Genomic DNA, 14,914 nt, shown 5'->3' with positions numbered 1-14,914 from the left:
TCGTTCACTCCATTTAGTTGCACAGACTACATCTATATTACTCGTAAACCTAATTTCCCGCCTTTTACCCACTTTTAACTGTACTTCAAGCAACTATTTCTCTCTAACCAACCTTTCTCCTCAAACTAACTGCACTTTATACAACTAATTCACACCTATCTATCTAGCATAGATCTGATACTGCCTCTATAAACGAATCAAATCGTATTTGTATAAATTAACATCATAAAAAGACGCCTAACGGCGTCTTTTTATGATGTTAATTTTGTGGTATGATGCCAACTTATACTTCAGGAGGTTGTCCGCCAAATGCAGCCCACTCTTCCCTTGATGGACCGTAAACACCAGGAACGGGTAATCCTGCCTGACGCATGAGCACAGTCATTTGTCCTCTGTGATGTGTCTGATGTGCGATCAAAATTCCCAGTGTGCTAGCGATCGTCCACATATCACCATACATATCCTTCTCTTCCCTAAGAGTTGCATCCGTCCACTGGGCACGGATGGCTGCCACCATGGCTTCACTTGAGGCCCGATAAGCTTCAGCAATTTCAGAAGCCACTGTGGGAACTCGTGAATCATGTGATGCCGCTTCGAACTTGAGTCCTGTTCGTCCGATCATTTCATCGAGCGTCGTAACGATATGCCATGCGATTCTTCCAAGTGTCCGGTCTTGAGGTGACACTTCCTGAGCAAGTGAATCATCTGTTAATAAATTTATTATTTTATACGTTGATCCACTTTCTTGTTGCCACGTTGTTATAAACTCTTCCCTTGTCGTGAACATATTATCGCCTCCATGTTTGATATTACATGATATACTCACGTAACTCCAAATAATATACTTTATATAATGAACACAATATCGTGAAACCATGAAAGAAGGTCAAATGAGTTTTCAGCTCATTTGACCTATTATTCTTCTGGTTCATCCACTACATATAGATTTCTATGATGTTCTTATGTTCTATACGGACACGATCAAATTCTTCGCGGTCGATTCGCAAGCCACCGCAACGATAACGGTTTGTCGTATTCTCCGTCACAACCTCTTGACCGTTCACCGTAACACGTCTTTCTTCACTACCATTCAGATGGTATACGAATTGAACTTGTGCATCCGCATATTCGAAGTCGAATCGCAGACCATCTAACGATTGTGGTAATACTGGATCAATGATTAGATTCCCTGCTTCTTGACGAATGCCAAGCGCATTCGTTATCAATTGGTTCATATAGATTCCCGGTCCACTCGAATAAATCTTCCAGCCACCTTTTACGGCTACCTCACCAGTACGCAATTCACTAAATCTCTCTTGTGCTTCATAACGCGTATTAAATTTGCCATCAGAGCTACTGAAGTATGCGTTACTTTGGCGAATCTCCGCATTCGGAACAACATCTTGAATGCCAATCGGGTTGATTCGTGCAAGCCCGCTCCACACGTCATCTTCCTTACCCAGTTTAGCCATGGCTTCCACATATCGAATATGGGCATGTACATATTGAAGTCCAATCTCACGTCCGAAATTCGAAGCTTGTTCAGCACGTTTGAAGTGTGTGCTTACTCCGCCTACATATTGGGCAGGTCTGTTCATAAGACGTACACCATCAGGGCAGAACAATTGTTCACGAATGATCTCATCATGTGACGCTGCTTGTTCAGGTGTCAACAATTCACTAATCATACTCCGAGTCATAGGTAACAATCGGTATTGAATCCCTGTCTGCGTATCGCTTGGATGAACCATCAATGTCACTTCTTCAGAATTCTCCATATACAAGAAACCTGGTATCACATCGGTTTGAAGCATATATTGGTTGAAGTCATTTTGGATACCCTTAACAAGTTCCCGTAAGCTTGTTGCGACCGCTGGGTCAACAGATTCCATCACTTGTGAGAACTGATTCAATGTCTGATACGTCAGAGCTACCGTCCAACTACTTACCATGTATTGCTTCAATTGCGCATTGGCTGGTTGGAGCGTGTCATCCCAATCACCATCTCCATAGGAAGATAAATGAGTACCATGAAGGAAATGATCCTTAATATATTTAATTTCTTTGTGGGCATGATCTAATATTGTCGCTGTCTGCGTTGTGAATTCAAAGCTATGTTTGTTGGTGTAAGGAACCTTTTCTGCCAAAATGCTGTAATCACGAGTCACATTCAAATAATCACCAAGAACCTTCAGAGGCCATACAATAATATCACCATGGCTTTCTTCTTGTTGAACTTGTGCATAATTATCGAACATGAACCACTGTGGCCAGTTACCATCATCCTCATATTGATGTGAGAAAATAGTTAATATTATCTCACGAACCTGATCATATTTATGTGTTGCCATGAAGTATTCGACGGGTCCCTGACAGACATCGCGTGTTCCCCATGCAGCCCCACCATATTGCTCCAGACCGTGTGGTACGGAATAATGAACTAGCATATTATGCGTATACCACCATGCTAAGCCATTCACTTTGAACAGTTCACCATCATTTCCAGTTCCAGACGATAAATGAAATCCATTCATGACAGAACGGAAGAATTCTCGATAACGCTCTATCTCTTCCTCAGCTTGTCTGTCTACCAATGGTAGATCTCCACCATGTAACAATCCTTGGAAAGTCATCGTCCAATCACTGCTGGCATCCAGTTCAAGCACAATCAATGATGATTCTCCAGGAATGACATGACCTACAAGCTTACGCTCATCAGAAACAGTCATGTTACTACCCGTCAAATGAAGTCTGTACTCTAATGCTGGATAAATATCCGAAGAAAGGGAAGCTGCGTCTGCATGAAATGATAGATAGTCCACATGGTCAACCATATCATAGGGAACTTCATATTCATTCACACCCATCGTTATCTGATTGCTCACAAGGAAACGATAGGATATGCCTTGTTCTGAACGCACATGTAATCTTACTTCTGGCGTATCCACTGTCGTAAAGTTAGTAATGATCAACATATCATTTTCCATTTTATAATACCAACGTACGTAGTTGAATCCCATCTCGAATAAAGATGGCATAGTCAATAGACGATACACCCCATCGATCTCTACATAGATCCGCTGACCCGATGTTTTAGGAACATTCAGACCGTTTCTAGCATTGGTTGTCATTTTGTTGAAGTTGGTATTCCCCACAACCAGTTGTGAGTTGAAAATTCCGTACATATAAGAGGTCGTCGTCATTACGGGATTCTTTAGACTTACGTTCTCTCCACTCATTAGAATATGACCGTGAGGACGCTCCACTCTGAGTTCTTTCTCTTTTGTAACTACATGTTCGTAGCTTTCTGTGAAAAAGGCCAACAACGTATCTTCTTCCACTTCTTCTTGCTGACGATTAGGAAATAGAAGATTCACTTCTTCTACAGTCATATCTTCTGCAAGCAATGGGGCTCCTATCGTAGGCAGTAAAGCTACCTGATCTAGAGGCTTTCCACCCTCGAAGCTAAGTTTATCTACGCTCGGACGAGCTTCTACAACCTCTTCAACGAACTCTAGCGTAGATATTCCTTCTGGATGGTTCTCTTTAAATAGTCCATAGAATACGAAACTAGCTTCTCCATCGAGCTGAACAGATTCTAATTGTAATGCCGTATAAGCAAATTCATATTGATATACTTCATTTGCCAGTGTAGGTTGAGTCAAACATACGGGTATATTAGTTTCTTTATATGATAATCCATAGAATTGAAATCCATCTGTAGCGTATCCAACTGCCTTAGTTAAAGCGCCTTGTTGCATATATGGAAATGCTCCACCTTGTGGTTGATTCTGCCTTGAGCATACGACGTAACCATGAAGCTCATCTTCAAATATCGTATGATCAATATATTGCGAACAATAAGCCTCATTACTACGTACTGCAGCGATGTCGGCAATACCAATATCTTGCCCGTAAATCAAGTCTATCTTCTTATGACTTCCTTCAAGCTGAACATCCCAGAACCATATCCCCTGCTCTGTTAGGGTGAATATGACTTGATATCTGATCGTTGCTACTTCACCTTCAAATACCAATCCATGATCCAGCTGACGGACTTGGCTATTCGATTTCACACCCAGCAAGGGATAGGACTCAATGCCATCTTCCTCATGCAATCGCAAATAAATATTATTAAGAGATCCATCGATTGAATTAGACAACCATTGATTAATCATGGTTCTCCCCGAAGTAGCTTGATATAAATCCCCACTCGGTAGAAATTGGAACGTTAGATTCCCGGCTTCCAACGTTAACAAACCATCACTCTTTATTGCCATATTCTCACTCCTACTCTCTCGTCACATTCTTTATCTTAAAAGTTGTTCTTCTAATCTACTTATTTAAGTAGAATCTCCGCTCTTCCACATCTCGACTATTCGTTCCCAATAATACAGCGAACTTGCCAGCATCACTTGTGTAACTTAGATCATAATGATGATATCGAAGCTGCTCCTCTGTCACAGTAAAGCTAACCTCTTTACTTTCTCCTGGCTGTAGATGAACTTTGGAGTATGCCTTCAACTCCTTCATCGGTCTAACCACTTCTCCCGTAATATCACGGATATAGAGTTGTACGACTTCTTCTCCTGCCATAGAACCGGTATTCGTGATCGTTGCAGTGATTTGTATTGGGTGTTCTGATGTCATTTCCTCTGCAGAAAGCACCATTTCACCATATTTAAATTCGGTATAACTTAACCCATAACCAAATGGGAATAAAGGTTCATTCGGGATATCTAGATACTGCGATGCATAGCGATTATCCGGTTCAGACTCTTTTTTCGGACGACCTGTATTGTAATGGTTATAATATACTGGGATTTGTCCTACCGCCTGTGGGAACGACATGGATAGTCTTCCTGATGGGTTGACATCTCCAAATAGAATATCTGTGATCGCGTTCGCCCCCTCACTTCCTGGGAACCATGCTTCAAGTACAGCATCCGCTTGATCATGTACGCCACGCAGATCTAGTGGACGACCGTTAAACAAGACAATTACGATAGGCTTATTCAAAGTACGCATGTGAGCAATTAGTTGAAGTTGTGCTTCTGGCAAAGTAATATCCGAACGACTTCCACCTTCACCACTCATATGGGAACTCTCTCCCAGTGCCAGTACGATAACATCTGATTCACGAGCAACTTCAACCGCTTGTTGCCATTGTTGTTCTGTCATGGTGTCAATGTCCGAACCCTCTGCAATGACCATATTAGATGAAGAAATCCTCTCCTGAATCGCTTGATTCAAAGGCTTAATCTCTTCATCCGCGCCCATCCAAGACCATGGGCCTAGGATGTCTGTGCTTTGGGCGAACGGTCCAATCAATGCGACTTTTTGATCCCTTTGAAGCGGAAGAACACCTGTGTTTTTGAGAAGAACACATGATTTGGAAGCCAATTCACGGGAAACACTTCTATGCTCATCACAATATACAACTTCTTGCTCCGCTATTGGGTCTGCTCCACGTAATGGATTCTCGAACAAACCTAACTTGTTCTTCAAATTCAATATACGAAGTACTGCCTCATCAATAAGTGACTCATTCACCTTACCGCTTCTTACAAGCTCCGGCAGATGTTTCACATAACAAGATGTCATCATTTCAATATCTACACCTGCTTGAATTGCTAAGTAAGCCGCTTGCTCTTCATCCTCGGCAACACCGTGAGCAATCAGTTCTATAACCGCTCCCCAGTCCGAGATTAGCACCCCATCAAATCCCCACTCTTCACGCAATACATCACGCATTAGAGCACGATTTCCCGTAGCAGGTGATCCATGTACCGTATTAAATGATGTCATCACTAAGGAACAACCTTCATCTAGGGCAGCTTTGTACGAAGGTAAGTAATATTCTCTTAATTGTCTTTCGGATAGATCTACTGTGTTATATTCACGTCCACCTTCTCCAGCACCATATGCTGCAAAATGCTTCACACAAGCAGCCACACGGCTAACATCACTTGCTAAATCCTCACCTTGAAACCCACGTACGAATGAACGAGCAAACAAACTATTTAAGTATGGGTCTTCTCCTGTGGATTCCATCACACGACCCCAACGAGGATCTCGCACCAAATCAACCATCGGAGCAAACGTGACATGTAGACCGGATACTGCCGATTCTTTTGCCGCAATACTTGCACTTCGTTCTGCTAATTCTGGATCCCAGGAACATCCTATAGCTAGAGGTATCGGGAAAATAGTCTTGTAGCCGTGGATAATATCCGCCATAAATAGTAAGGGAATACCTAATCTATCGTTCTTCAAATGTGTTTGTTGTACTTCAATTACTTTGGCTGCTCCGCCTAGTCCTAATGCAGAACCCACTTGATTAACGGTGTTATCGTTTATTCCAAGAGACTCCATTGGCCCCGTAATCTGACCACTATCATCTGCTACGAAATAAGACACGACCAATTGCAACATCTGTGCAATTTTCTCTTCTAGTGTCATCTGTTCTAGTAATTCTTTTAACTCTATGTTCTCCATATTCAATATCCCCCAAGTCATTTCATCTATATTGTGGTGTTTATTATTCCTTTACAGCGCCAACTACAATGCCTGTAACGAAGAAACGTTGCAGAAATGGGTAAACCAGCAGAATAGGTAATGCGCTTATAAAGATCTGCGATGCTCTAATGGTTCTTTGTGATAAGTTCTTTACAGCTTCTGGATCCAATTTAGACATATCCGCCTGCACGATAATGGTTTGCATAAATGTTGCTAAAGGTAGCTTCTCAGCATCTCGAATATAAATAATACCGTCAAAATAGGAGTTCCAGTGTCCCACCATCATGAATAGAGATACCGTTGCAATGACCGGCAATGATACAGGTAAGTAAATACTAAAGAACGTTCTAAACTGACCTGCCCCATCGATAAATGCCGCTTCTTCAAGATCTTTGGGAACGGTACGAAAGAAATTCAGAAGCAGGATAATATTAAATACGCCTACCATACCTGGAAGAATAAGTGCCCATAAGGTATTCATGAGTCCTAACTTCAGAATAAGAATATAGCCTGGAATAAGACCGCCACTGAACAACATCGTAACGACGAAATACCATAGATAGATATTGCGCGCTCTAAATACACGTGTCTCTTTGGATAGTGCATAGGCAGCAATAGTATTCACTACCAGTGCAAGCCCAGTTCCTAGGATTGTTCGTTCAACAGAGACCCATAAGGATGATAGAAAATTAACATTGGTAAATGTCTTTGCATAAGCTTCCAGAGTAAATCCAATTGGCCAGAATGTAACCAATCCAGCGTTAGCTGGTGCGGATGCACTCATGGACACCATCAGTAAATGGTATAAAGGCAATAAACACAGAATGGATATAAGGGTCAGGAGAACATTATTAATAACGCTAAAGACTCGATAAGGTAGGGTCTTATGATACATAAGGGATCATCCTTTCTAGAAGATTCGGTAGCCAGCAAATTTGTAAGCGAGACGATAGGAGACAACAATCAGAACTAGACTAATCATAGATTTGAATAAATTCACTGCCGTAGCAAAGCTGAATTGTCCACTAAGAAGTCCTTCTCTATACACGAATGTATCAATAATATCTCCTTGTTGATAAATCAAAGGACTATATAAGTTGAATACTTGGTCGAAGTTCGCATTCAATACGCTACCTAATGCTAGCGTTGCAATCACGATAGCAATCGGAATAATGGATGGAATGGTAATATGTGTCGTCTGCTTCCAACGATTAGCACCATCCACCTCAGCAGCTTCATATAGTGATGGACTAATACCAGAAAGTGCTGCTAGGAAGATTATTGTATTAAATCCAAATTCCTTCCAAACATCACTCACAATGATCGTGAATCGGAACCAACTTCCATTGCCTAAGAAGAAAATTGGCTTAATACCAAATACACTTGAAATGAACTGGTTGACTAGCCCTGTCTGTGCGAGCATATCAATCAAGATGCCAGACAAGGTGACCCAAGAAAGAAAGTGAGGTAAATATACGAGTGTTTGAATGGATCTCTTTAATCCCATATTCCTTACTTCATTCAATAACAAGGCAAAGAGAAAAGGAACAATTAAGTTCATGACCATCTTAGTACATGCAAAAAACAGCGTATTCCACGTAATCTGTAAAAAGTATTCATTCTCTAACATGTACCGAAAATGTTTCAATCCAACCCAAGGAGAATCGGCTATTCCTAGCGCAGGCTTATAATCTTGAAATGCCATAATAATGCCAGACATTGGAATATAAGAAAATATAAACACCAAAATGGCTGCTGGTAATACCATGAAATGCAATATCCAAGGCTGCTTATAGCTTTTTTTTCTCTTGATATGCCGGGTATTCTCAAGTTCCACCTGACGTACAGTATTTGCTTCCATAGCTCTCTCCCGTTCCAAAAAAATTTATTTTGTGTGTAATGAGAATCTCTGATATATATAGTATCAAGCCTTTCTTAGAGCTGACTATATAACATTGTTAGGATTGATATGTTTTTATTAGGGACTTCGTCTGGGGGAGACAATTATGGAACGAATGAGAGCAAATACGTTTGTCAAAAGAATGTCTTGGGCCAATTTAAGTCTTTTCGCGAAGATGAATAGCTTGATTATCGTCTTGTTTATACCTATTGTGTTCTTGTATACATACTCAAATGACGTCACATTCAAAGTCGTAAGTAACGAGTTACAGATGTCGAACACGAAACAACTCACATTTCTATCTAGCCAGATTGATTCGCGCATTAATCAGATGATGGATTTCAGTCTGGTCTTCTCCAAAGATCCGAATGTTCGGAAGTTCAACGGATTAAACATATGGGAAGATCGCTACGATCGAATGCAGACTAGATATGTAATTCAAGAAAAGATGGTTCTTCAATCTGGCGTAATGGATATATGGCCTGCTAAATATGCCGTACACTCTCAACAGAATAGAGATGTTATATCCAATTACAATAAACAAGAACCGTATGATGAGAATTATCTAAAAAGAAATATGAGTGGTAAATGGACTTACGGGGATGGTCGAAGCGACTATGGGGATGAACTAAGGTCCTTCTACTGGTTCTATACGGATTCCATCGCGCAACAAGGAGCCCTCACGGGAAGTAATCTAGTCATTGAAGCAAGCTTTAGTTATGAGAATATTCAGAATATGCTAGATACGTATAAAGCGGGCGGACAAGGTGATCCCTTCTTCTACCACAAAGGGAATGCTCCGATCCTAAATCGTACCATGAACAAGCAGTTGTCTGCTGAATTAATCAACTATTTGGAAGAGCAATCATCCACAGATATCAACCAACATGTAGTCACTTTGAACGGGGATAATTTCTTAGTTAGTTCTGTTCAATCATCCTATTTGGATTGGCAATTGGTTGATGTTGTTCCACTGGATCAAATTCTAGGTCCCATATCTTTCAGTCGGAACTTATTCTATTTATCGATGTTACTACTATTGGTTGTGGGTATATCAGCTTCCGTCTTGTTATATAAGAATGTTCAGATTCCAATCAAGAAATTAATTAATGGCCTACGAAGTGTGAAGCGAGGCGATTATTCTGTCAGACTTGATTCCAAAGATCAGAATGAGTTCTCTTACCTTTTCTATCGTTTTAATGATATGTCACGCCAAATTCAAGACTTGATTGAGAACGTACTCCATGAGCAGATTCGATCACGAGAAGCAACCCTTAAGCAGTTACAGGCACAGATCAATCCACATTTTCTATATAATTGCTTAGGTTATATTATTAATATGGCTCAGATGAAAAATGAAGAAGCTGTCGTCTCCATGGCTTATAACTTGAGTGGATATTATCGTTATACCACTCGAATGGAACGCGATACGGCAACGTTGGAAGAAGAAATTCAACTTCTTATTAATTATTTAGATATCCAAAAACTTCGTAACGGCAGAATTGATTATCATATTGATATATCCAAGGAGATGCGAACTCTGATTGTGCCTCGCTTAATGTTACAGCCCATTGTCGAGAATTCCGTCATTCATGGCGTAGCTAAATCGTATACATCCGGTGAGATTGGAATCAGTGGCGAGATGTTCGATGGCTATTGCAAGATCTACATTGATGACGACGGGCCAGGGTTAGATCAGGAACAACTAGAGGCATTAAATCTTAAAATGTATGAATCATTGCTTGATGAGATGGGTTGCGGTCTGTGGAATACGAATCAGAGAATCATGCATCAATTCGGTAACAACTCTTATTTATCTTTTAAAAAGTCACCACTAGGAGGATTCCGTACAGAGATTGTCTGGGAGATACCTACTGAAGTTATTCACAAAGATCTAAACACCTAAGGAGAGACATCATATGCAAATGGTAATCGTGGACGATGAAGCACACTGGGTTGATAACCTTTCGGAACATAAACCTTGGCACACATTGGGTATCGAGCACGTATATAAAGCGTATTCCGCACATGAGGCGCTTCAAATCATCGATATGTATCCGATCGATATTGTCATATCAGATATTCTAATGCCCGAAATGACCGGCATCGAACTGATTGAGCATATAAGGATGCGTGACAAAAGAATAAAATGCATCCTTTTATCCGGTCATTCCGACTTCGAGTTCGCTAAGAAGGCGATACAGCATCATGCTGTAGATTATCTTCTTAAACCACCGTTGGATGAAGAATTATTCACTGCTGTGACAACAGCAATGAATCAGATTAAGATGGAATGGGAAACGATTAGTTCGTTTGAACGAACACAATATACCCTTAGGGAGAACTTGCCTCTTTTACGTGGTCAGCTTCTACTTGACGCATTAAGAGGGCATCGAATGTCAGCCGTTGATTGGAGTCGGAAGCTCGATAATTACGGATTAGCTTTCACAGAGGGGGATTGTGCCTTATTGTTGGTACGAATGGATGATGAATTCGGACATTATCCAAATCATGAGCAACCCTTGTTAGAATACGCCATTATCAATATGGCAGAAGAGATTATTGGTGAATTCATGCATGTCTGGGGTGTTAAAGAAGAACATGGATATCTCGTATTCTTACTGCAAATCAAAGATCTCAATCATAATATTTCGAAAGAAAATATATTAGAAAAGCTTTCTTTACAACTGCAGTCGAAAGTGAAACAGTTCTTGAAAGGTTCCATATCTATTGTTATGACAGAATGGTTCTTATTTCCAAATAATCTACCTACGGTTTTCCGTCAGGCTTCAGCCTATTTCCGTCAAATTGTCGGTGAAGAACGGGAATTTGTTATGCGGGTCGGTGAATTAGAACAAGACACTGCGCCTGGTCCATTAGACACACTTTACTTGCCACCACTTTTAAGCAACTTATTAGAAGCTGGTCATTGGGATGCGGCTGAAGAGAAACTCTTGGCGGTGTGTGCGGAATTAGATGAGAAATGGTCCGAGTCTTTAGAGCACTGTATGGAAGCCGGGTATCTTATCTCTTCTTCATTCTCGCATCTTGCTCATCAGAATGGTCATACGCTAGTCAAATTACTAGGGTTAGACATAGAGCCACTGCAGAGTGGTGATGCCTTCTCATCTATAAGTAAACTTAGAAATTGGTCACTCGGTGTGTTGGGTAAGCTGAAGGATGGAACTTCAAATGAAATCAAGGACATCCGATCATTGTATGTGAAGAAAGTTCAAGATTTCACGGACAAAAATTTACATCTTGATGTGTCATTACGTGTACTAGCAGATCATGTGAATTTACATCCTACACATCTATCCAAAATCTACAAGATCGAAACAGGTGAAGGCATAAGCGATTATATATCCCGCCTTCGCATGGATCGTGCATGTCATAAACTGAAAAATTCGAAGAAAAAGGTATATGAGATCAGTATGGAAATTGGATATATGGACCCCGCATACTTTATTAAAGTATTTAAGCGACAATTTGGGGTAACGCCTCAGGAATATAGAGACGGAAGTAACTAGCATGACAGAGTCCTATCAAAACTAATAATCTCATATAGATGTACTCCCTGAATCCTTGGTAAAGTAACAGCTGTAAAGACTAATTCTTAAGGGGAGATCAATAATGAGTAACTTGAAAAAACCATGGTTTCTGCTCGTGCTTGTAGCATTAATGGTAGTTACAGCATGTAGTGGCAACACAGGAAACAACACCAGCTCGAATGGCAAACCTAATTCTGAGACCGTTTCCAATGACAGTAATCCTGCAGATCTTGCATTTGAAAAGGGTAAATATGATCCACCGATCGAGATCAGTGCTGTATTGATGCCTAAGAAGTATGTGCAAGGGGACACCAAAGAAAATAATGTCCATGATCGATGGATGTTGGATACTTTAGGTATGAAACATAAAGATACTTGGTACCCTGCCAATGATGATCAATATAGACAAAAGCTTCAACTCGCCATTGCATCCGGTGAAAAGCTTCCTGACTTTGTATCTGTACCGACAGATGCCGTGTTAACTAACCAATTAATTGATTCAGGTCAGTTTATTGCCATCGATGAACTATTTGATAAATACGCCAACGATATTTTGAAGAATCACTCCACTGAACATCCAGAGTTGTGGTATCCCTTCACAAGAGACGGTAAGAAATACAACATGCCTATTCTTGAATACACAGATAATGACGATACGTTGTTATGGTTAAGAGAAGATTGGATGGAGAAATTAAACCTTCAAGCTCCAAAGACCATTGCCGATTTAGATATCATCATGGACAAGTTCAAAAATGAAAACCCAGATGGTTTAGCTCCTAAGGATGTATTCCCATTAGCTATTTCCTTAAAAAGTAATACAAACACTTGGATGGGTGGGCTAGATTGGTTGTTCGGAGCATACGGTACCGTGCAAGAGCAATGGAACAAAGACGCAGACGGTAATCTTGAATACGGTTCAATTCATCCAGGAGCTAAACAAGCTCTAGCGAAACTTCAAGAATGGATGGACAAAGGATATATACATGCCGACTCCGCGCTATGGGATGAAGGTAAATCAGCAGAGAGCTGGACGAAAGGCGCAGCGGGTATTCTACCTGGTGCCAACTGGGTTCCAGATTGGCCAGCACCAGATTTATTGAAGAATGTAGCTGGTTCGAAATATAAAGCCTATCCCGTTCCTGCAGGTCCGGATGGACATGTCGGAACCAAATGGCAGAACTCTGGTGTGAATGCTAGTATTATGATTAATAAGGATGCTAAGCATCCAGAAGCTATATTCCTATATTATAACTATCTATTAGATAACTTAGCTGATCCTGCCGTAGGCAGTGAATTCGAATTCGGATTCGCAAAAGGGTATGATTGGGATATCATTGATGGACAACCAACCAGTGATAAAGAGAAAATCAAAGATTTCTCTAATGAATTCCCATTCTTAACAGGGCCAGCTCGTATACCGAATCTTTACATGAAGACATTAGTGAAACTTGCAGATGGTGAAACAGCTGCAACACCTTACGAGAAACAACTGGCAGAATTCCGCAAACCTGAGAACTGGTATGCTGCTAAAGTCGTTATGTCTCAAATTGACGTTCGTAAACAGAACTATTTCACAGGTGCTGCAACACCTACGATGATCTCGAAATGGAATCTTCTACGTCAATCTGAGATGGAGACTTTCAATAAAATCATCTACGGTCAACTTCCTGTAGATGCATTCGACCAATTCTTGGCCAACTGGAAAGCCAATGGTGGAGATCAGATTACGAAAGAAGTAAACGAATGGTTCACTTCTGTATCTAAGTAGACATAATTTCGATGAGATAGATTTCTACTTACTATCCTAAATAAACAACAGGCTAAAGATCGATAACCGATCCTTAGCCTGTTGTATTTTCTTATATATAAAAATATTAATGCTCTATCTGTTCTAAATCTTTAGTAACCGATTCTATCATATTCACAAATGCGCTTAATTCTTGTGAGCTTGCCGCTTGTTCTCTTGCCAGTTGATTGGTTTTCACTGAATCCTCCATCACTTCTTGAAGCACAGTGGTTATTTCATTCAGTTTCTTTTTGATATCACCGACGGATTCTTTAGAATGTGTAGCTAGCTTTCGAATTTCGTTCGCCACGACACCGAACCCTCTACCAAATTCACCGGCATGTGCTGCTTCTATCGCTGCATTCAAGCCTAGCAAATGCGTTTGACTAGATACTTGTTGCAATAACGTTCCAACGACAGATATTTCACCAATCTTCGATTGAAGCAAATCCACTTTAGTATTAGCTTGCTCTTGTAGTTCTGCTGTATTAGTCGCAGTATCTGCGATCGACTGACTATTTCTACTTAATTGCACCATCATCGTAGCTAGATCTTGAACCACTTGATTAATTTTAATAAGCGTCTCTTTTTTTTCGTCAGACATCACTTGAACTTTCTGTTTCTCATCATGCTCATATGCTTCTAACACTAGCTGAGAGTCAAAGTTAAACATTTTGGATAGACATAGTGTAATATTCATCCACTCCTCTGGAGCAACCTGCTGTAAACACTGTACAGCCATATCCAAATAAGTCATATACGTTCCTAGGTACCAATCTGTTGTCAATCCAATTCTAGAGTGTATTCTACCAATATGTAATCTTCTATCTATAAATTCCATATCAATCTTACCTTCTACCATGGTCATGAAGTACCACCGTTGCGTTTCCTTCAATCGCTCCAATGTACTGTTATCATTAATAATTCTAACCAGTTCCGGTTGCTCTTCAATGTGATCATAGAGACGATCAACAACAATGTTTGTAATCGCTTTGAAAAATTCCTTCTGCTGACTCAAATAAGTTAGATCATTTTCCGTTATCCCCGTGTACTTTAATTGTTTATTTCTCTCTTCTGTTACTTGAATCATTATGTATCCTCCCAAGATGTATATCTTATGATTTCAAAAGTTAACCAATCCTCATATTAGATATTTTC

The 14,914-nt window shown here is 40.4% G+C and carries 9 protein-coding genes; 3 read left to right on the top strand and 6 right to left on the bottom strand.

Features of this window, described 5'->3' with window-relative positions:
* Nucleotides 1–283: 283 nt before the first annotated feature.
* The 5 genes from ACH8E3_RS07965 to ACH8E3_RS07945 all read right to left on the bottom strand — a co-directional run bounded on the left by ACH8E3_RS07965 (nucleotide 284) and on the right by ACH8E3_RS07945 (nucleotide 8,380).
* Nucleotides 284–787, bottom strand: coding sequence for a DinB family protein (locus ACH8E3_RS07965; protein ID WP_458632090.1), 504 nt, complete (start codon nucleotides 785–787; stop codon nucleotides 284–286).
* 148 nt (nucleotides 788–935) lie between these two features.
* Nucleotides 936–4,280 (bottom strand): GH36-type glycosyl hydrolase domain-containing protein, encoded by a 3,345-nt coding sequence (locus ACH8E3_RS07960; protein WP_458632089.1) that lies wholly within the window; start codon nucleotides 4,278–4,280, stop codon nucleotides 936–938.
* A 55-nt stretch (nucleotides 4,281–4,335) separates the two neighbouring features.
* Complete coding sequence (locus ACH8E3_RS07955; protein ID WP_458632088.1) at nucleotides 4,336–6,498, bottom strand: glycoside hydrolase family 3 N-terminal domain-containing protein; 2,163 nt, start codon at nucleotides 6,496–6,498, stop codon at nucleotides 4,336–4,338.
* 43 nt (nucleotides 6,499–6,541) lie between these two features.
* Entirely contained in the window at nucleotides 6,542–7,414 is an 873-nt protein-coding gene (locus ACH8E3_RS07950) for a carbohydrate ABC transporter permease (RefSeq protein WP_458632087.1), read from the bottom strand.
* 15 nt (nucleotides 7,415–7,429) lie between these two features.
* Nucleotides 7,430–8,380 (bottom strand): ABC transporter permease, encoded by a 951-nt coding sequence (locus ACH8E3_RS07945; protein WP_458632086.1) that lies wholly within the window; start codon nucleotides 8,378–8,380, stop codon nucleotides 7,430–7,432.
* Nucleotides 8,381–8,525: 145 nt separating this feature from the next.
* Between ACH8E3_RS07945 and ACH8E3_RS07940 the strand changes: the two genes are divergently transcribed.
* The 3 genes from ACH8E3_RS07940 (at nucleotide 8,526) to ACH8E3_RS07930 (ending at nucleotide 13,738) form a co-directional block, all read left to right on the top strand.
* Nucleotides 8,526–10,325, top strand: a complete 1,800-nt coding sequence (locus ACH8E3_RS07940) for a sensor histidine kinase (protein ID WP_458632085.1) — start codon at nucleotides 8,526–8,528, stop codon at nucleotides 10,323–10,325.
* Between the two features lie 13 nt (nucleotides 10,326–10,338).
* Nucleotides 10,339–11,949 carry a response regulator transcription factor gene (locus ACH8E3_RS07935; RefSeq protein ID WP_458632084.1) on the top strand — a complete coding sequence of 537 codons (1,611 nt, stop codon included), beginning with the start codon at nucleotides 10,339–10,341 and terminating at the stop codon, nucleotides 11,947–11,949.
* Between the two features lie 103 nt (nucleotides 11,950–12,052).
* Nucleotides 12,053–13,738 carry a type 2 periplasmic-binding domain-containing protein gene (locus ACH8E3_RS07930; RefSeq protein WP_458632083.1) on the top strand — a complete coding sequence of 562 codons (1,686 nt, stop codon included), beginning with the start codon at nucleotides 12,053–12,055 and terminating at the stop codon, nucleotides 13,736–13,738.
* 106 nt (nucleotides 13,739–13,844) lie between these two features.
* Here ACH8E3_RS07930 and ACH8E3_RS07925 read toward each other — a convergent pair whose 3' ends face one another.
* Nucleotides 13,845–14,846 (bottom strand): protoglobin domain-containing protein, encoded by a 1,002-nt coding sequence (locus ACH8E3_RS07925; protein WP_458632082.1) that lies wholly within the window; start codon nucleotides 14,844–14,846, stop codon nucleotides 13,845–13,847.
* Nucleotides 14,847–14,914 lie beyond the last annotated feature (68 nt).

The sequence above is a fragment of the Paenibacillus sp. CMAA1364 genome, from assembly GCF_054373195.1.
Note: the sequence above shows the minus strand (reverse complement) of the source record. Positions and strands in the feature narration are given on the sequence as shown.

Excerpts from the sequence above, each read along its gene's own strand:
- ACH8E3_RS07965 (WP_458632090.1), bottom strand. The coding sequence starts at position 787 with ATGTTCACGACAAGGGAAGAGTTTATAACAACGTGGCAACAAGAAAGT.
- ACH8E3_RS07960 (WP_458632089.1), bottom strand. The coding sequence starts at position 4,280 with ATGGCAATAAAGAGTGATGGTTTGTTAACGTTGGAAGCCGGGAATCTA.
- ACH8E3_RS07955 (WP_458632088.1), bottom strand. The coding sequence starts at position 6,498 with ATGGAGAACATAGAGTTAAAAGAATTACTAGAACAGATGACACTAGAA.
- ACH8E3_RS07950 (WP_458632087.1), bottom strand. The coding sequence starts at position 7,414 with ATGTATCATAAGACCCTACCTTATCGAGTCTTTAGCGTTATTAATAAT.
- ACH8E3_RS07945 (WP_458632086.1), bottom strand. The coding sequence starts at position 8,380 with ATGGAAGCAAATACTGTACGTCAGGTGGAACTTGAGAATACCCGGCAT.
- ACH8E3_RS07940 (WP_458632085.1), top strand. The coding sequence starts at position 8,526 with ATGGAACGAATGAGAGCAAATACGTTTGTCAAAAGAATGTCTTGGGCC.
- ACH8E3_RS07935 (WP_458632084.1), top strand. The coding sequence starts at position 10,339 with ATGCAAATGGTAATCGTGGACGATGAAGCACACTGGGTTGATAACCTT.
- ACH8E3_RS07930 (WP_458632083.1), top strand. The coding sequence starts at position 12,053 with ATGAGTAACTTGAAAAAACCATGGTTTCTGCTCGTGCTTGTAGCATTA.
- ACH8E3_RS07925 (WP_458632082.1), bottom strand. The coding sequence starts at position 14,846 with ATGATTCAAGTAACAGAAGAGAGAAATAAACAATTAAAGTACACGGGG.